Origin of the sequence: Pseudomonas sp. CIP-10 (assembly GCF_020911845.1) — a bacterium.
Taxonomy (GTDB): Bacteria; Pseudomonadota; Gammaproteobacteria; order Pseudomonadales; family Pseudomonadaceae; genus Aquipseudomonas; species Aquipseudomonas alloputida.
The window spans coordinates 1255205-1273900 of the sequence record NZ_CP087160.1 but is presented as its reverse complement, the minus strand read 5'-3'; the positions used below and the strand labels follow the sequence as shown (position 1 = coordinate 1273900).

12 protein-coding genes are annotated in these 18696 nt (G+C 62.9%); 9 read left to right on the top strand and 3 right to left on the bottom strand.

Annotation, left to right across the window (positions count from 1 at the left end; all coding sequences use genetic code 11):
* Window position 1 precedes the first annotated feature (1 nt).
* The gene (locus tag LMH93_RS05710) at window positions 2-4324 is read right to left on the bottom strand and encodes an NEL-type E3 ubiquitin ligase domain-containing protein (RefSeq protein ID WP_326839526.1); all 4323 of its coding nucleotides are present in this window, start codon (window positions 4322-4324) and stop codon (window positions 2-4) included.
* 332 nt (window positions 4325-4656) lie between these two features.
* Here LMH93_RS05710 and LMH93_RS05705 point away from each other — a divergent pair, with 332 nt between their 5' ends.
* From LMH93_RS05705 to LMH93_RS05675, 7 genes are all read left to right on the top strand, one after another.
* Window positions 4657-5574: a glutamate/aspartate ABC transporter substrate-binding protein gene (locus LMH93_RS05705; protein ID WP_230064910.1), complete on the top strand. Its 918-nt coding sequence runs from the start codon at window positions 4657-4659 to the stop codon at window positions 5572-5574.
* Between the two features lie 145 nt (window positions 5575-5719).
* A complete protein-coding gene (locus LMH93_RS05700; protein WP_003254968.1) occupies window positions 5720-6466 on the top strand; it encodes an amino acid ABC transporter permease in 747 nt (248 codons plus the stop codon).
* A complete protein-coding gene (locus tag LMH93_RS05695) occupies window positions 6467-7138 on the top strand; it encodes an amino acid ABC transporter permease (protein WP_012051387.1) in 672 nt (223 codons plus the stop codon).
* Window positions 7135-7869, top strand: coding sequence for an amino acid ABC transporter ATP-binding protein (locus tag LMH93_RS05690; RefSeq protein ID WP_003254971.1), 735 nt, complete (start codon window positions 7135-7137; stop codon window positions 7867-7869). Before LMH93_RS05695 ends, LMH93_RS05690 begins: the two co-directional genes overlap by 4 nt.
* Window positions 7870-7937: 68 nt before the next feature.
* A complete protein-coding gene (locus LMH93_RS05685; protein WP_014861385.1) occupies window positions 7938-9842 on the top strand; it encodes a sensor histidine kinase in 1905 nt (634 codons plus the stop codon).
* Window positions 9839-11167 (top strand): sigma-54-dependent transcriptional regulator, encoded by a 1329-nt coding sequence (locus tag LMH93_RS05680; protein ID WP_003254975.1) that lies wholly within the window; start codon window positions 9839-9841, stop codon window positions 11165-11167. Before LMH93_RS05685 ends, LMH93_RS05680 begins: the two co-directional genes overlap by 4 nt.
* Window positions 11168-11191: 24 nt before the next feature.
* Window positions 11192-11527 (top strand): GlpM family protein, encoded by a 336-nt coding sequence (locus tag LMH93_RS05675; protein ID WP_003254977.1) that lies wholly within the window; start codon window positions 11192-11194, stop codon window positions 11525-11527.
* Window positions 11528-11548: 21 nt separating this feature from the next.
* On the opposite strand, the gene LMH93_RS05670 is transcribed toward LMH93_RS05675, so the two are convergent.
* Entirely contained in the window at window positions 11549-12544 is a 996-nt protein-coding gene (locus tag LMH93_RS05670; protein ID WP_230064909.1) for an alpha/beta fold hydrolase, read from the bottom strand.
* 195 nt (window positions 12545-12739) lie between these two features.
* Between LMH93_RS05670 and metR the strand changes: the two genes are divergently transcribed.
* A complete protein-coding gene (gene metR / locus LMH93_RS05665) occupies window positions 12740-13657 on the top strand; it encodes a transcriptional regulator MetR (protein WP_003254981.1) in 918 nt (305 codons plus the stop codon).
* On the opposite strand, the gene LMH93_RS05660 is transcribed toward metR, so the two are convergent.
* Window positions 13641-14054: an NUDIX hydrolase gene (locus LMH93_RS05660; protein ID WP_003254983.1), complete on the bottom strand. Its 414-nt coding sequence runs from the start codon at window positions 14052-14054 to the stop codon at window positions 13641-13643. The genes metR and LMH93_RS05660 overlap by 17 nt on opposite strands.
* Window positions 14055-14190: 136 nt before the next feature.
* Here LMH93_RS05660 and LMH93_RS05655 point away from each other — a divergent pair, with 136 nt between their 5' ends.
* Entirely contained in the window at window positions 14191-18525 is a 4335-nt protein-coding gene (locus LMH93_RS05655) for a DEAD/DEAH box helicase (protein WP_230064908.1), read from the top strand.
* Window positions 18526-18696: the final 171 nt, after the last annotated feature.

Below are 18696 nucleotides of genomic sequence, written 5' to 3'. Positions count from 1 at the left end.
GTCAAGGGGGCGTATTCGCCCAGCGCTCGTAGGCTTCCCGCGCCAACCGCGCCAGCAATGCCCGCTCACTGCGATCGTAATCAGTCTTCAGTGCTTCACAGCGTTGCAGAAACTCGCTTTCGTTGATCACTTGCTCATCTACCTGAACCTGTAGGGCCTCCATGCGCTGGTGCAGTGGCTGTACCAGTTCTTCAAATCGCTGCGCATGAAACTCTCGCGCGTATTGCTCCCAGAAAGGCCGCTGTGCCAACGAGGCTATCAGGGCATCCGTCGTCTCAGTTTGCAAAACCGCGTCCTGGACCCGCAACACATCGCTGGTGGTTACGTTTGCAAAACCTGGGTAGTGCATTTCGTCGAGCTCGATCGGCAAGCCCAACGGACGCGCAAGCCGCTGTCGGTAAAAAAGCCGTGTCTCGATTTCATCGACATGAGGGGCGTGCTCGGCATGCATGCGTTGCACGTGCAACGTCGCGTGACGGTCGACCTCGTCCAGGCGAAACAAACCACGCGCCAGGCTTAGCAAGCGAGCTTCCATCCGACTGCCATGCGCGTCTTCGACGGCGCGCAGCACCAGAACCCCAAGCTCCATCTGCTCCAGCAACAGCAGCAGCCGGTCTTCACAACTGCGGGGACCAGATGCCTCGAGAAACAACTGATGACGCAACTGCTCGTGCTGCTCACACGTTTCCAGAATTCGCCAGATTCGGCTGCGGTAATGCCCAGGGTGCTGCTCAAAGTCCTCGCCGTGAACGAAGTCTGCCAGAAAGCGGAACATCCCATCTGAGTGCGGCTCCTTAAGCAGCGCTGTCCATATGGCCTGCTGGCGATCACGTTCAGCGTCGGCTGTGCTGTTGGCCCAGGTATTGAACAGGTCACTGTCAATGGCGCGATGGCGTGCGGACGCTGACCCCCACTGCCCTGGGGTTACACCTCGTGCCTCATCGAGCAGTAATGCGTCAGCTTCGCCAAGTGGATTATCGTGCAAGGACAACTGGTGCACCTGCAGGCGCAGCTGCTGCAACTCTCGGCGCAGCGTGCGAATGTTGTTGTTTCGCAAGTCTATGTGGGCACGAAATGAAATCCGCTCAGGCAACGCCTCAAGGCCAGCAGAGCGCAAGTTGACTTCACGCAAATTGCCCAGGCGCGTCAGTACCGGCGCCCTTCCCAGCGGGTTGTGGCTGAGGTCGAGGTACCGCAACGCGCTCATCCCGGCAAGACGCAATTCACCGGCCTCATCCATTATCACGCTGTTGCGACGCAGGTTTAGCTGCCGCAGGCGGGGCAAATGTTCAATGCCGTGAGGGATCGCAGTCAGGCGATTGCCGGACAGGTCGAGCTCGATCAGGTTGGGAAAACGTCGAAGGAAGTCCCCATTGATTTCACCAAGGCCCAGGTCACTGAGGATCAGCCGTCGCACATGATCAAAGCTCACCCCCTCCGGTAATTCGGGCAGACTCCCGATACGCTCTCCGCTGATGATCAGCGCGTAATCCCCGGCCTCGTCGGTTATCTTGCGCCGCCAGCTTCGCCGTACGGCAGTAGCGACCCGACGGCGGCGTAGCGCGTCCAGTGGGTTACTGGCATCCCTGCGCCACTGGCGCAGGCTCTGACGCAGGCGCGCCAACTGCCCCGTGAGCTGGCTGTAGTGCTCCCACAACCCTACTCGCCGCTCCATGAGGTCAAGCAGATAGGCTTGTAGCTCCCCGTCTGTCATCGTCGGAAACACTTGGTGAATACCACGCCCTATGGCACGCCGACTGCTCTCGCCTCGCCCACTCAAGGCATACCCGATACGCCCATCTCCAAAACGGGTCGGGGGTCGCAGGCCAACACCCAGACGCGGCATGCCACAGAGCTCAGCCGCTTGGGTGCGATCCCCGGCAGCGGCCTCGATCAGCAACGAGCCCAGGGCGCCTGGACTGACAGCGGCATCGCCGAGATCGGCTGTCTGCGTCTCATCCAGCGCAGCCAACAGTGCCGCCAGGTAGGGGCCGGATGTGCCTTGACCGGCGTAGCGGTAGCCGTCGCCGCGGCGCACGATACACCGTACATCCTGCGCAGACTCTGCGCCGATACCGGCCAGATACCGGCCACTCGGGCTACCTTCGCGCAGTTCGATGCGCAGGGTGTCCGGCCATTTCAGCTGACGCTCGAGCAAGCTCAAAGCCAGGCGTTCGGTGTCCGGATTGACGCAACGCGGCAGGCGCAAACCGGCACAGGCCCTGTCCAGACGGCTTTCGCGCAGCGACCATCGTGCACGCTCGGCCACTGCCAAAGGGATCCGCTGCGCGGTGCTGAGTGTATCGAGCTGCGCACCGCTGCATTGCTGAAGCAGCTCACGAGTACAGCGAGCCGACAGGCCGGGGAAAGTGCGCCGCAATATCCGCTCGATGCCATTGGGCTGCACTTGCCGATCAGCAACGTACTGCGCCAGTCGCGGCGCGCTGAAGTCCGGGTGTAATTCATGTGCCTGATAAAGCTCCAGGGCATCGAGCAACCGTGCAGGTGCGCCCATGTGCTCAACGTGTAAACGGCGAATCTGCGCTTCACTCAGCCCTGTCACCTGGAGCAGGTAGTCGCATGTCGGTTCCGGTAGCTCTGCCAGGGGCGTACTCAGGCGGCGCACCAGGTTGGCCCGCCCTTCCCAGTACTGTGGAGTTTCGAGTTCATGGCGCCAGCCACCGGCGCCATTCTGCTCTATCGCCGGCCGGTAGGCCCTGGGACGACCAGGGTGCAGGATCCTGGAGCGACCATCCTGCGGATCCTCCATCACCCGATAACGCCCCTCATCGAGGTGCCACAACCATTCCTGTGCGCCGACACCCCGCAACGGTTGGGCATCGTAACCGGGCAGATCCGTAGCCATGAGCCTGACCTTGCCTGCGGAGGTGCACACCGGTGCCAAGTCATCCACGAAGGCCAGACGCTCAAGGGCACGCACGGCCACTTGGCTGCCGGCTGCGATCATCCCGCCGAGCACGACATTCTCGGCAACGTTGAACAGGTGGTTCAACGCCCCTTCGCGATCACCCATGCGCCAATCTTCATACCCTTCATACACTTCGTCAGCAATCTGAACCGCATTTGCCACCAGCAGCACTTCGCCAAGCACAGGCACGAAGGCCCCCGCCACATTCAGCAAGTTCATACCCAGCTCTTTGTAGCCCTGCATGCGCGCTTCGCGGTCTTCGTCATCTTCGACATCGGTGGGCACGGCGAGCACCTTGGCGTCATCCCTGATCTTGGCAAGGTGTTGCCGGCGCAGGTGTACGAACGGTGCGTCAGTGATCGGTGCAGAACGGGCGTCGAGTTCCACCCCGGCTGCCGATGCCTGCGCGACCCGTTCGTTTAATACCCGATAGAAATTGATGCGCTGACGCTCGTTAATGAAGCGCGCAAAAAAGCGCCGATAGGCCGGCGCACGGAAGCGCTTACCGAGGTACTTGTCGAGTGCATCCCAGCTGGCATGACGGGAGACGGGCTGATGAGGGTCATCGGGTACCCAGAGCACCACCGACTCCACTGCGCCCTCAGCTGACGGACGCACTTCCAGCGTCAGCACGCCTTGAACCGGGCGGCCCAGCAGGTACAACTGTCGGGGAACCACAGTGCCAACCAGCGCAGGCACCACCGGCTTTTCGGCAATAAGCGGCAACAGAAAAAAATACGTGCGCTCGTCAATGTCCTGTTTCAACGCAGCGACCCGCATCGCCACCTCGAAATGGGCCTTGAAACTCGCTTCGAACAGCCCGTGCAAGCGGGAAACGGCCTGGCCCGGCTCATCCTCCGGGCCATCTTCAGGCTGTAGATGGTGGGTGAGCAACGCCTGGTACTTGCCCCCTGCGTCAACCTCGCGACATGCGGAGGCAAACGCGTGGAAGCTCATCGGCAGGCGGTTACCGTTGCCATCGACCAGTTCACCTTTGAGCGTGAGCCCGGGGCGTGTCTCCCTGCGATGATAGTTATGCAGCGCCGCCTCCAGCAATGACCGCCTGGAACGACGAACATAGGTGGGCCGCAGCAGCACAGGCGAAGCGCTGGGCAGCAACAGCCGCTGCGAGACCCGTACCCTCCAGCCCGTCACGTCCGGGTTGCTGAAGCCGCTCTTGCGCAGTTTCGTTTTGAGCAACGCTGCTGCGTAGGCCTGCAAAGAAGGGATGGCCTGGAGGATTGGGCCAAGCCGCGCATTGCAGTTCGCCTGCCGCCGCAGGGCGTTTCGTAACGCATCGAGCCTTTCCGGTTGCGCGTGGTCGACTAGCCATCCAGGCAAGTTTTGGGCAATCAGGCTATCGATGGAATCGTTCGGGGGCCGGTGCGGTGACATCTGTGGAGCTCTCCAGGCAAAGAGCAGAGCACACTACGTCTGCGCCCTTGCCGCGCACTGCATAGTTACCACACGTGATATCTGAATGTGCGGCGACCCATGCGTTCGGATAACCGAACGAGCAAGCGCTATTTATTCGGCCTGGCGAACCCCAGAGAGATGTCGAGACTGTCAAGCGCGAGCAATACAAGCGGTTTAAGGTCGACAGCAAGGCTTGGCACGAGTCATGCTCTACACTTGGTAGCCGAATGCACCCGCTTCTTGCTGTATTCGTTGAACGAAGAGTCCGCCAACGGCTCCATAAAAAAAACAAACACGTCGAGGAAAATTTGATGCGTATCGTTCGTCAATTGCTGGGCGCAGCCATCGCGGCTGCAGTCATCGCTTCGCCGGTCATGGCCGAGGAGCTCACCGGCACCCTGAAGAAGATCAAGGAATCGGGCACCATCACACTGGGGCACCGCGACTCCTCCATTCCATTTTCCTACCTGGCCGGCAAACCCGAGCCCGTCGGTTACTCGCATGACATCCAGCTGGCCGTCGTCGACGCGCTGAAAAAGCAACTGGGCACGGACATCAAGGTCCGTTACAACCTGGTCACCTCGCAAACCCGTATTCCGCTGGTGCAGAACGGCACCGTCGACCTGGAGTGCGGCTCCACCACCAACAACGTCGAGCGCCAGCAGCAAGTCGGCTTCTCGGTCGGCATCTTCGAAGTCGGTACCCGCCTGTTGACCAAGGTCAAGGACGGTCAGCCTGCATACAAAGACTTCCCGGACCTGGCCGGCAAGAACGTGGTGACCACCGCTGGTACCACCTCCGAGCGCATCCTCAAGGCGATGAACGCCGACAAGCAGATGAAGATGAACGTGATTTCCGCCAAGGACCACGGTGAAGCCTTCAACATGCTCGAAAGCGGCCGCGCCGTGGCCTTCATGATGGACGACGCCCTGCTCGCCGGTGAAATGGCCAAGGCGCGCAAGCCATCCGACTGGGTCATCACCGGTACGCCACAGTCGTACGAAATCTACGGCTGCATGGTGCGCAAGGAAGACGCTGCGTTCAAGAAAGCGGTCGACGACGCCATCGTTGCCTACTTCAAGTCGGGCGAAGTCAACAAGAGCTACGACAAGTGGTTCATGCAGCCGATCCCGCCTAAAGGCCTGAACCTCAACTTCCAGATGAGCGAAGAGCTGAAAAAACTGATCGCCGAGCCGACCGACAAGGCTGCGGACGAGAAGAAGTCCTGATCCTCAGCAAATAGTGGCCTGGTGCTCACAAGCACGAATCAATTCTGCAGGCCACTCATTAGTGTCTAACCTTTCATCCGAGGGCGCCTTGCGCCCCCGGATGCTCGAAGGTGCCCGTGAAACAACCGTCTGAGGGGAAATCCCGATGAATTACAACTGGGACTGGGGCGTGTTCTTCAAGTCCACCGGCGTGGGCAGCGAAACCTATCTGGACTGGTACATCACCGGCCTGGGCTGGACCATCGCCATCGCCATTACCGCCTGGATCATCGCGCTGCTGCTGGGGTCAGTCCTCGGTGTCATGCGCACCGTACCGAACCGCCTGGTATCGGGTATCGCCACCGCCTACGTGGAACTGTTCCGCAACGTGCCACTGCTGGTGCAACTGTTCATCTGGTACTTCCTGGTACCGGACCTTCTGCCAGAAGGCTTGCAGGAATGGTTCAAGCAGGACCTCAACCCGACCACTTCGGCGCTGATCAGCGTGGTCGTCTGCCTGGGCCTGTTCACCGCCGCACGCGTCTGTGAGCAAGTGCGTACCGGTATCCAGGCGCTGCCCAAAGGCCAGGAAGCTGCCGCCCGCGCCATGGGCTTCAGCCTCCCGCAGATCTACAACAATGTGCTGCTGCCGCAGGCCTACCGGATCATCATTCCGCCGCTCACCTCCGAGTTCCTCAACGTGTTCAAGAACTCCTCGGTGGCGTCGCTGATCGGCCTGATGGAGCTGCTGGCGCAGACCAAACAGACCGCAGAGTTTTCCGCCAACCTGTTCGAGGCGTTCACCCTGGCCACGCTGATCTACTTCACCCTGAACATGGGCCTGATGTTGCTCATGCGCATGATCGAGAAGAAAGTCGCCGTGCCTGGCCTGATTTCCGTGGGGGGCAAGTAAATGGAAATGGATTTCAGCGAAATCATCCCTGCCCTGCCTGCCCTCTGGGAGGGCATGGTCATGACCCTCAAACTGATGGTCATGGGCGTCATCGGCGGTATCGTGCTGGGCACCATCCTGGCCCTGATGCGCCTGTCGTCGAGCAAACTGTTGTCGAACCTGGCCGGTGCCTACGTCAACTACTTCCGCTCGATCCCGCTGCTGCTGGTGATCACCTGGTTCTACCTGGCGGTCCCGTTCGTGCTGCGCTGGATCACCGGCGAAGATACCCCGGTGGGTGCCTTCACCTCCTGCGTGGTTGCCTTCATGATGTTCGAGGCCGCGTATTTCTGCGAAATCGTCCGCGCCGGTGTGCAGTCGATCTCCAAGGGCCAGATGGGCGCCGCACAAGCGCTGGGCATGAACTACGCGCAGACCATGCGCCTGATCATCCTGCCCCAGGCCTTCCGCAAGATGACCCCGCTGCTGCTGCAGCAGAGCATCATCCTGTTCCAGGACACCTCGCTGGTATACACCGTGGGCCTGGTCGACTTCCTCAACTCGGCACGCTCCAACGGCGACATCATCGGGCGCTCCCATGAGTTCCTGATCTTCGCCGGCGTCGTCTACTTCCTCATCAGCTTCTCCGCTTCGTGGCTGGTCAAGCGCCTGCAAAAAAGGATCACCGTATGATTTCCATCAAGAACGTCAACAAGTGGTACGGCGACTTCCAGGTACTGACCGACTGCAGCACCGAGGTCAAGAAAGGTGAGGTGGTGGTGGTCTGTGGCCCGTCGGGCTCGGGCAAGTCCACCCTGATCAAGTGCGTCAACGCGCTGGAGCCGTTCCAAAAGGGCGACATCGTGGTCGATGGCACTTCGATTGCCGACCCGAAGACCAACCTGCCCAAGCTGCGCTCGCGCGTGGGCATGGTGTTCCAGCACTTCGAGCTGTTCCCGCACCTGACCATCACCGAGAACCTGACCATCGCCCAGCGCAAGGTGCTGGGCCGCAGCGAGGCGGAAGCCACCAAGAAGGGCCTGGCGCTGCTCGAGCGTGTAGGCCTCAGTGCCCATGCCAAGAAACACCCCGGCCAGCTCTCCGGTGGCCAGCAGCAGCGCGTGGCCATCGCCCGCGCCCTGGCGATGGACCCGATCGTCATGCTGTTCGACGAACCCACCTCGGCACTGGACCCGGAAATGGTCAGCGAGGTACTGGACGTGATGGTTCAACTGGCCCAAGAAGGCATGACCATGATGTGCGTAACCCACGAGATGGGCTTTGCCCGCAAAGTCGCCAACCGGGTCATCTTCATGGACAAGGGCAGCATCATCGAAGACTGCACCAAGGAAGCGTTCTTCGGTGACCAGAGCGCCCGCGACCAGCGCACCCAGCACTTCCTCAGCAAGATCCTGCAGCACTGACCCGGCCACAGCTTCCGCTGCCACGGCCCCACCAGGCAGCGGAAGCTGGTCGTAACAAGGCCACTGTGATGAAATGCGATCCCTCGCTACTTCGCCCTGCCAAGCCTGCCGTGAATTCCCGCCTGATCCGTCAATTGCTGTTACCACCACTGATCATCCTGCTGATGGTCGGCCTGGGAATGGCTGGCTACCTGATCAGCGAGAGCAATGGTATCCGCACCCTCAGCGAAAACGGCGAACGCCAGCTGGAGCTGCACGCACGCACGGTCGAAAGCGAAATCAGCAAGTACACCTACTTGCCAAGCCTGCTGGAGCTGGAAGACAGCGTCTCGCACCTGCTCACCGACCCGGACGGCGCTTCACGCCAGACGGTCAACGAATACCTTGAAGGCCTGAACCGTCGCAGTCGCAGTCGGGCCATCTTCGTCCTCGACACCAATGGCCGGGTGCAGGCCACCAGCAACTGGCGCGATGCCGACTCGTTCCTGGGTGAAGACCTGTCGTTTCGCGCCTATTTCCAGACTGCCGTGCGCGGCGAGCCCGGGCGTTTCTACGGCATCGGCAGTACCACTGGCGAGGCTGGCTATTACCTGGCCCATGGGCTTGAGGAGCACGGCAAGATCATAGGCGTTGCGGTGATCAAGGTGCGCCTGGACACCCTCGAGGAGCGCTGGCAGCGTGCCCGCCTGGAGGCGTTCGTCAGCGACGAGAATGGCATCATCATTCTCTCCAGCGACCCGGCCCGGCGTCTTAAGTCGGTGCGCCCGCTGACCCCGCAAATCAAGGAGCGCCTGGCGCGAAGCCTGCAATACTACTGGTGGCCGCTGAACGAATTGCAGCCTCTGGCGCGGGAAACCCTGGCCGATGGTGTGGAAAAGCTGACCTTCCCGGCCAACACCGAAACCGCTCATGGCAAACCGCACGAAGTGGCGTACCTGGCGCAAACCAGGCGCCTGGTCGACACGCCCTGGCATTTCACCCTGCTGACCCCACTGCAGGACCTGCGTCGCGAATCCATGGTGCAGGGCATTCTGGTGGGCGTGGCCTTTGCCTTGCTGGCGATCCTCGGCATCGCCTGGAACGAGCGGCGCAAAGTGATCGCCACCCGCCTGGCGGCCCGTGAAGCCCTTGAAGAGGCCAACAGCCAGCTGGAGCGGCGGATTGCCGAACGCACCGCCGACCTGCGCGCCAGCAACGAACGCCTCAAGGGCCAGATTCGCGAGCGCCGGCATGCCGAACAGACCTTGCGCCACGCCCAGGATGAGCTGGTGCAAGCAGGTAAGCTGGCCGCCATCGGGCAAATGTCTACCAGCATTGCCCACGAGCTGAACCAACCCTTGGCTGCGCTGCGCACCTTGTCTGGCAATACGGTGCGCTTCCTTGAGCGCGGGGCGCTGGAAACCGCCAGCACCAACCTGCGCACCATGAATGACCTGATCGACCGCATGGGCCGCATCACCGCCAGCCTGCGCTCGTTCGCCCGGCGCGGCGATGACAGCGGCCAGGCTTCACTGGCCAAGGCGGTAGAGGCCACCCTGCAGGTGCTGGCCAACCGCGTCAGTGCCTGTCACTTGCAATTGCACCATCAGTTCGAGGACCAGCAACTGGCCATCGACCAGACCCGCCTGGAGCAGATTCTGGTCAACCTGATCGGCAACGCCCTTGACGCGATGGCCGCGCAACCGCAGCCTGAGCTGTGGCTGGAAGGCGAGTTGCAGGGCGACAAGTACCGTTTGCAGGTGCGCGACAACGGCCACGGCATTGACGCCGAAGCGCGCAAGCACCTGTTCGAACCCTTCTTTACCACCAAACCGGGCGAGCATGGCCTGGGCCTGGGCCTGACCTTGTCGGCTTCCCTTGCCGCCGCCGCCAAGGGAAGCCTCAACGTCGAGCATCCCGCCACCGGCGGCACAGCCTTCGTCCTGGCCTTGCCCCTGGTTTCCCCCCCTAGCGAATCGGCAGAGCATCCATGAACCAAGCGCCTCTTACCGTCCTGATTGTCGAAGACGACCCGCATGTGCTGCTCGGCTGCCAGCAGGCGCTGGCCCTGGAGGATATCGCCTGCGAGGGCGTGGGCAGCGCCGAACAGGCGCTGGAGCGCATCGGCGACGATTTCGCCGGCATTGTCGTCAGCGATATCCGCCTGCCGGGTATTGATGGCCTGGAGCTGCTCAATCGCCTCAAGGCCCGTGACCGCAGCCTGCCGGTGGTGCTGATCACTGGCCATGGCGATATCGACATGGCCGTTGGCGCCATGCGTAACGGCGCCTACGACTTCATGGAAAAACCGTTCTCCCCCGAGCGCCTGGTCGATGTGGTGCGCCGCGCGCTGGAACAGCGCGGGCTGTCACGCGAAGTGGTGGCCCTGCGCCGCCAGCTGGCCGAACAGAGCAGCCTGGAGGGACGCATCATTGGTCGCTCACCGGCCATGGAGCACTTGCGCGAACTGATCGCCAACGTCGCCGACACCTCAGCCAACGTGCTGATCGAAGGCGAGACCGGCACCGGCAAAGAGCTGGTCGCACGCTGCCTGCACGACTTCAGCCGCCGCCAGAGCCACCCGTTCGTGGCGCTGAACTGTGGCGGCCTGCCGGAAAACCTGTTTGAAAGCGAGATATTCGGCCACGAGGCCAACGCCTTCACCGGTGCCGGCAAACGCCGCATCGGCAAGATCGAACACGCCAATGGCGGCACGCTGTTCCTCGATGAAGTGGAGAGCATGCCGATCAACCTGCAGATCAAGCTGCTGCGCGTGCTGCAGGAGCGCACCCTGGAGCGATTGGGCTCGAACCAGAGCATCCCGGTGGATTGCCGGGTGATCGCCGCGACAAAGGCCGACCTCGATGCCTTGGGCCAGAGCGGCCAGTTCCGCAGCGACCTGTATTACCGGCTGAACGTGGTCACCCTGGAGCTGCCGCCGCTGCGTGAGCGCCGTGAAGACATCCTGCAGTTGTTCGAACATTTCCTGCAGCAGTCGGCCCTACGCTTCGACCGCGAAACACCGACACTGGACAGCCAGACCCTGTCGCGCCTGATGGCCCATGACTGGCCGGGTAACGTGCGCGAGTTGCGCAACGTGGCCGAACGCTATGCCCTCGGCCTGCCAGCATTCAAGAAAGGCCCCAGCGGAGGTGCCAACCAAGGCCTGCTTTTTGCCGAGGCGGTGGAAGCATTCGAACGCAACCTGCTCACTGATGCCCTGCAACGCACGGGCGGCAACCTGAGCCAGGCCAGCCAGGAGCTGGGCATGGCCAAGACCACGCTGTTCGACAAAGTGAAAAAATACGGCCTCGGCTGACTTGAACCCAAACTGGAAAACAACGTGGACCTGGTATTCAAAGCGGCCCTGGGCGCAGGCGTGGTGCTGTTGCTGGCGGTGCTGTCGAAAACGCGCAACTACTACATCGCAGGGCTGGTGCCGCTGTTCCCCACCTTCGCCCTGATTGCCCACTACATCGTCGGCAAGGGGCGCAGCATTGCCGACCTGAAGACCACCATCCTGTTTGGCATGTGGTCGATCATTCCGTATTTCGTGTACCTGGCAACCCTGTATGTACTGGTCGACCGCTTGCGCCTCGAGGCATCGATGGCGCTGGCCACGCTGGCCTGGCTGATCGCCGCGACCGTGCTGGTGACTGTGTGGGTGCGGATGCACTGATCGAAAGCAGCCAGCGCAGATTCAGAGCCCTGCGATGTGCGTGACCGCTTGCCTGTGCGCCTGCAAATAAGGCAACACCGCCCCCAGTAACGGCGCCTTGAACGGCTCCTGGAAACGGTGCGCCAGCCCCGGGATCAAGCGTAACTGGCTGCCCTGGATATGCGCCGCCAGGTGCACGCCATGCATCACCGGCAATAACGGATCAGCCGTGCCGTGTACCACCAGGGTCGGCACTCGCAACTGGTTGAGCAACTCGACGCGGCTCGGCTCGGCCAGTATCGCCATGATCTGGCGCTTGGCCCCGTCAGGGTTGAACGCCCGGTCGTAGGCCTGCGCCGCCTGCTGCAGCAACACTTCGCGGTCGTCTCGTACCTCAGGGCTGCCCAGGGCCGCCAGCAGGTCGGCCTGCTGCTCGATAGCCACTTCACGGTTCGGCGCGCTGCGCCGGGCCAGCAACTGCACCAACGCCGGGGCCGGCGCCGGCAGCCCCGCCGCCCCTGAACTGGACATGACCAGCGTCAGGCTGCGCACACGCTCAGGCGCCATCGCCGCCAGGTGCTGGGCAATCATGCCGCCCATGCTCACCCCCAATACATGAAACTGGCGCACGCCCAACGCGTCCATCAGGCGCAAGCCGTCATCGGCCATATCAGTCAGCGTATAGGGCGCCGACACGGGCAGGCCCAACTTGTAACGCAACAGTTCGAGCGTCAGGTTGGCGTGCGGTGGTACCTGGTTCCAGCGTGACAGGCCGACATCGCGGTTGTCATAGCGGATCACCCGAAAACCTTGGCGGCACAATGCCTCGACCACATCATCTGGCCAATGAATCAGCTGCCCGCCCAAGCCCATGACCAGCAGCAAGGCCGGGTCGCGTGGCGCACCGACGCTCTGGTACACCAGGCTGACGGCACCGAGTTCGGCACGCTGCACCGGCACCTGGGCGTCACAGCGCTGTTCGGCGAAACTCGCCGGTGCGCTGAACAGAAAGAAAAGAAAAAACCAAAAAGCCCGCATGAAAGAAACACCAGAATGCAGATCCCCAGTAGAGCGCGAGTCTGATGAATTCTGTTCGGGCGCGCTGCCACAGTTCGGTGACAGTTTCATGACTCCCGCCAGGCGGTGCGACGATCGCCCAGTCGACAGATGCCGCATCATGAGAGAAACTCAATTCATTCCCTGTTTCTTCAATTCCACACCCCGGAGTCATCTGTGCTGGAGATCCGTCACCTGAAAACCCTTCATGCCCTGCGCGAGGCCGACAGCCTGGTGGAGGCCGCCGAACGCCTGCACCTGACCCAGTCGGCGTTGTCGCACCAGTTCAAGGAGCTTGAAGAGCGCCTGGGCCTCCCGATTTTCGTGCGCAAGACCAAGCCGATCCGCTTCACCAGCGCCGGGCTGCGTCTGCTGCAACTGGCTGATGCCACCCTGCCGTTGCTGCGCAGTGCCGAACGTGACATCGCACGCCTGGCCGGAGGCACGGCCGGACGCCTGCACATGGCTATCGAATGCCACAGTTGCTTCCAGTGGCTGATGCCGACCATCGACCAGTTCCGTGATGCCTGGCCGGAAGTGGAACTGGACCTGGCCTCGGGCTTTGCCTTCGCCCCGCTGCCGGCCCTGGCCCGCGGCGACCTTGACCTGGTGGTGACCTCCGACCCGGTGGACCTGGCAGGCATCACTTATGTGCCGCTGTTCACCTACGAGGCGATGCTGGCAGTGGCCAACCAGCACCCGCTGGCCAGCAAGCCTTACATCGTGCCGCAAGACTTGCTCGACCAGACGCTGATCACCTACCCGGTGGAGCGCGATCGCCTGGACATCTTCACCCGCTTCCTGGAGCCGGCCGATATCGAGCCAGCCGCCGTGCGTACCTCGGAGCTGACGGTGATGATGATGCAACTGGTGGCCAGCGGCCGTGGCGTATGCGGCATGCCGCATTGGGCGCTGCACGAGTACAGCTCGCGCGGCTATGTGAAGGGCAAACGCCTGGGCGAGAAAGGCCTGTTTGCCACGCTTTATGCCGCCGTACGCACCGACATGCTCGATGCCCCGTACATGCGCGACTTTTTGCTGACGGCCAAGGACACCTCGTTCGCTACCCTCGACGGCGTCAGCGCGGTGCGTTGAGCGCCTGGCGATACAGCGGCAGGATCAAGTCGCGGGTCAGGGGAGCCAGTGGCATGACGGGCGCCTGATCTGCAGCCAGCCAGACCACCTCCTCGATCTCTGCGGCCGGCACCACGGCAGCGGCGCTGTCGACACGGAACAGTTCAGCTTGCACTTCGAAGCCTGGTTCGTTGGCGGCGGGGGCACTGAACTGGCCCAGGTGCATGGCCTGAGCCGGGTCGATGCGCAGGCCCAGTTCCTCCTGCAACTCGCGCACCAGCGCCTGTACCGGCGTTTCACCGGCATCGATCTTGCCGCCTGGCTGCATGAAAGCCTCGGTGCCACGCTTGCGCACCAGCAGCGTGCGGCCCTGAGGGTCGATCAGCAGGGCGGCGGCGATGCGGATGATGTTGGGCATGAAGTGGGCTCGCTGAATAAAATGACCCGCGAGGATCCCATGGGGTCATTGGCCTGACAAGGCCGGTCATTCCTGTGTCGGCCTGGCAGACGAGCGGCCCCTTGCCAACCTGTTGCACACCCTCCATAAACACCACATGAACCTGCCCGCCAAACACCACCCGGTGCTCGAGCTGTTCCACCCTGCCGTCAGCACCTGGTTCCGCCGCCGCTTCGCCACGGTCACCGATGCCCAGGCACAGGCCTGGCCGTTGATCCACGCCGGGCAATCCATGCTGCTGGCCGCGCCGACCGGCTCAGGCAAGACCCTGAGCGCTTTTCTGGCCGTGCTAGATGAACTGCTGCGTGAAGGCATGAAGCACCAGGGTGAACTGCCCGCACAGACACTGGTGATCTACGTTTCACCTCTGAAGGCCCTGTCCAATGACATTCGTCTGAACCTGCAGGCCCCGCTCGAAGGCATCAGCCAAGCCATTGCAGAGCAAGGCCTGAACGCCCCACGCATCACCACGGCGGTACGCACCGGCGATACTCCGCAGAAGGAACGCGCCGCCATGCGCAAGCTGGCCCCGCACATTCTGGTGACGACCCCCGAATCGCTTTACGTGCTGATGGGCTCGGCGTCTGGCCGTGAAGGCCTGGCCCATGTGCACACGGTAATCGTCGACGAAATCCATGCCTTGGCCGGTAACAAGCGTGGCGCCCATCTGGCCCTGACCTTGGAGCGCCTGCAAGCCTTGTGCAAAAAGCCACTGCGGCGGATCGGCCTGTCCGCTACCCAACGCCCAGTTGAACGGGTGGCACAGTTTCTGGTGGGTAGCGGGCGCCCCTGCGCCATTGTCGATATCGGCCATGCCCGCAAGCGTGACCTGGCCATCGAAGTGCCGCCGGTACCGTTGGGGGCGGTGATGGCCACTGATGTCTGGGGCCTGGTGTATGACCGCTTGGCCACCCTTGCCCGTGAACACCGCACCACGCTGGTATTCGTCAATACCCGGCGCCTGGCCGAACGTATCACCCGCCACCTCAGCGACCGGCTGGGCAAGGAGGCGGTTGCCGCACACCATGGCAGCCTGTCCAAAGCGCTGCGCCTGGATGCGGAGCAGCGGCTCAAGAGCGGCCAGCTCCAGGTGCTGGTCGCGACCGCATCGCTGGAGCTTGGCATTGATATCGGCGATATCGACCTGGTCTGCCAGGTCGCGTCGCCGGGCTCGATTGCCGGCTTCCTGCAACGGGTTGGCCGCGCTGGACACCAGGTCGATGGTGTGCCGAAGGGGCGCCTGTTCCCCACCTCACGCGATGACCTGATCGAATGCGTTGCCTTGCTTGACTGCGTTCGACAGGGCGAACTGGACGCACTGCACATCCCCCGGGCACCGCTGGATGTGCTGGCCCAGCAGATCGTCGCAGAAGCCAGCAACCAGGCCTGGCACGAACAGGATCTGCTGGATTGCCTGCGCCAGGCCACACCTTACGCCGAGCTTGACCAGCACCATTACCAGGCCCTGCTGCGCATGCTCGCCGAGGGCTACAACGGCCGCCAGGGTGTGCGCAGTGCCTACTTGCACCGTGACGCAGTGAGCGGCACGCTGCGTGGCCGACGTGGCAGCCAACTGACCGCGCTGACCAGCGGCGGCACCATCCCCGACAACGCCGACTACGCCGTGTTGCTGGAACCGCAGGCGCTGAACATCGGCAGCGTCAATGAAGACTTTGCCGTGGAAAGCATTGCCGGCGATATTTTCCAGCTGGGCAACGCCTCCTATCGCATTCTGCGCGTCGAGCCGGGCCGGGTGCGGGTAGAGGATGCTCATGGCCTGCCACCGACCATTCCGTTCTGGCTGGGTGAAGCGCCGGGGCGCAGTGACGAGCTGTCTGCCGCCGTGGCCCGGCTGCAGGCGCGAATCGACCAGCAACTGGCGCAGGCAGGCGGCGACACGGTGGAGGTACTGGCCTGGTTGCAGGCGACCTTCGAACTGGACGAAGCTTGTGCGGGCCAGTTGCTCGACTACCTGGCCCGCACCCGTGAAGTGCTTGGCGCCCTGCCCTCGCAGGATACGCTGGTGATGGAACGTTTTTTCGATGAGTCCGGCGGGACCCAACTGATCATTCATTCACCCTATGGTAGCCGCATCAACCGCGCCTGGGGCCTGGCCCTGCGCAAGCGCTTCTGCCGCACCTTCAACTTCGAACTGCAGGCTGCCGCCAGCGAGGACGCCATCGTGCTGTCTCTGTCGACCAGCCACAGTTTCGAGCTGGACGAAGTGTGGCGTTACCTGAACAGCCGCAGCGCCGAGCCGATTCTCATCCAGGCCCTGCTCGATGCACCGCTGTTTGGCGTGCGCTGGCGCTGGAATGCAGGCGTGGCCATGGCACTGCCGCGCTTTGTGGGCGGACGCAAGGTGGCGCCACAAATCCAGCGCATGAAGAGTGAGGACCTGGTTGCCGCCGTGTTCCCCGACCAGATCGCCTGCCTGGAGAACATCGTCGGCGAGCGGCAGATTCCCGACCATCCGCTGGTCGAGCAAACCCTTGACGATTGCCTGCACGAGGCAATGGACAGCGAAGGCTGGCTAGCCCTGCTGCGGCGCATGGAAAGCGGTGCAGTGCGCTTGCTGTGCAGGGATTTGCCCGCCCCCTCGCCGCTGGCTTCAGCGATTCTCAATGCCCGGCCTTATGCCTTTCTGGACGATGCGCCACTGGAAGAACGACGTACCCAGGCGGTACTCAACCGGCGCTGGAACGACGTGCACAGTAGCGACGACCTGGGCGCGCTGGACGCTGATGCCATTGCTGCCGTAGCGGCCGAGGCCTGGCCACAGCCGGCCAATCCCGACGAAATGCACGAAGCATTGATGAGCCTGGGGGCCATCGGTCAGGTCGAGGTAGATGCCAACCCCTGCTGGGATGTGCTGCTAAGGCAGCTGGCCAAGGCCGGGCGTGCCTTGCGCCTGCCCGATGACAAGCTCTGGTTGGCCCGCGAACGCCTGAACCTGCTGCTGGCACTGTACCCCACAGCGCACAGGGAGCCAGCGCTCGAACGGCTCGCTGGCTTCGACCAGCCCATCGAGCCCGACCACGCACTGAGCGAACTGCTGCGCGCCCGCCTGAGCGGCCATGGCCCACAGACCCTGGCGCAAATCGCTGCGCCATTGGGCAAACCGGTAACCGATATCGAACAGGCGCTGGCCCGCCTGGAAGCCGAAGGCTATGTGCTGCGCGGGCATTTCAGCCCAGGTGCCACTGACCTGCAATGGTGCGAACGCCACTTGCTGGCGCGCATCCACCGCTACACAGTCAAACGCCTGCGCCGCGAGATCGAACCGGTCAGCCTGCAAGACTTCATGCGCTTTCTGTTCGATTGGCAGCACCTGGCGCCTGACGAGCGCCTGCGTGGTCCGCAGGCGGTGGCCGAAGTGCTGGGCCAGTTACAAGGATTCCCCAGCGCCGCAGCGGCCTGGGAGGCGGAGCTGCTGCCGGCGCGTATCAAAGACTACAGTCCGCACTGGCTCGACGAAGCCTGCCGAAGCGGCCAGTTTGCCTGGAGCCGGCTGGCGGCAACAGTGGCGAGCAGCACGTTGACCAGTACCCCACTGGTGTTGCTGCCGCGGGACCAGTTGAACACGTGGCGCAGCCTGGCGCCCGCACCTGCTGTCGACGCCCTTGGCCTACGTGCGCAACGTGTGCACGAAGCGCTGAAAACCCAGGGTGCGCTGTTCTTCGATGAACTGGCACATGAGGCACACCTGCTGCCCAGTGAACTGGAAACTGCACTGCAGGAGCTGGTGGGCTCGGGCCTGGCCGGGGCGGACAGTTTCACTGGCTTGCGCAGCCTGATCACGCCTGCAACCAAGCGCAGCTCACGTAACAGCCGCCGAGGCCACCCGCCGCTTTCCAGCAGCATGGCGCATGCCGGACGTTGGGCCCTGCTGCGCCGCAGCGATGCGCCACCGGATCACGACCAGCGCCTGGAGCACATTGCCCGCACGCTGCTGCGCCGCTATGGCGTGATCTGCTGGCGGCTGTTGGCGCGCGAGAGTGATGTACTGCCGCCCTGGCGTGAGCTGCTGCGCTGCTATCACCGATTGGAAGCGCGTGGCGAGATCCGGGGCGGGCGCTTCATTGCCGGGCTGGCCGGTGAACAGTTCGCCTTGCCTGAGGCGGTAGTATTGCTGCGGCAAGTGAGACGACGTGAACCGGACGGAACGCTGCAGGTGGTGAGCGCCGGTGACCCGCTGAACCTGATCGGCTCGTTGCTGCCCGGGGCGAAAGTGCCGGCAGTGATTGGCAACCGGCTTCTGTATCGCGACGGGATACCGGTGGCGGTGCGGATGGCCGGGCGTTACGCGTATCTGGTCGAGGCGTCCGCACAGGAGCAGGAAAGCTGGCGGCAAAAACTGCTGCGCGACACCCCTGTAGGAGCGGGTTCACCCGCGAATACGGTGGCGGCGGCAACGGTGAACGGCGGGTAGAAATTGGCCAGCAGGCCCGGCCCCTTCGCGGGTAAACCCGCGCCTACGACGGCCTGCGCCCAATCACCAATGTGTGTCCACCACCGATCTGCGTTGCGACCAGGCAATTTGGCTCGGGTCGAGAATGATTTTCGCTACCCCAATTTTATTTTGCAGTGCCCGGCAACTTGG

Coding starts and splice junctions, on each gene's coding strand:
- LMH93_RS05705 (WP_230064910.1), top strand. CDS start 4,657: ATGCGTATCGTTCGTCAATTGCTGGGCGCAGCCATCGCGGCTGCAGTC.
- LMH93_RS05685 (WP_014861385.1), top strand. CDS start 7,938: ATGAAATGCGATCCCTCGCTACTTCGCCCTGCCAAGCCTGCCGTGAAT.
- LMH93_RS05690 (WP_003254971.1), top strand. CDS start 7,135: ATGATTTCCATCAAGAACGTCAACAAGTGGTACGGCGACTTCCAGGTA.
- LMH93_RS05680 (WP_003254975.1), top strand. CDS start 9,839: ATGAACCAAGCGCCTCTTACCGTCCTGATTGTCGAAGACGACCCGCAT.
- LMH93_RS05670 (WP_230064909.1), bottom strand. CDS start 12,544: ATGCGGGCTTTTTGGTTTTTTCTTTTCTTTCTGTTCAGCGCACCGGCG.
- LMH93_RS05700 (WP_003254968.1), top strand. CDS start 5,720: ATGAATTACAACTGGGACTGGGGCGTGTTCTTCAAGTCCACCGGCGTG.
- LMH93_RS05695 (WP_012051387.1), top strand. CDS start 6,467: ATGGAAATGGATTTCAGCGAAATCATCCCTGCCCTGCCTGCCCTCTGG.
- LMH93_RS05655 (WP_230064908.1), top strand. CDS start 14,191: ATGAACCTGCCCGCCAAACACCACCCGGTGCTCGAGCTGTTCCACCCT.
- LMH93_RS05710 (WP_326839526.1), bottom strand. CDS start 4,324: ATGTCACCGCACCGGCCCCCGAACGATTCCATCGATAGCCTGATTGCC.
- LMH93_RS05660 (WP_003254983.1), bottom strand. CDS start 14,054: ATGCCCAACATCATCCGCATCGCCGCCGCCCTGCTGATCGACCCTCAG.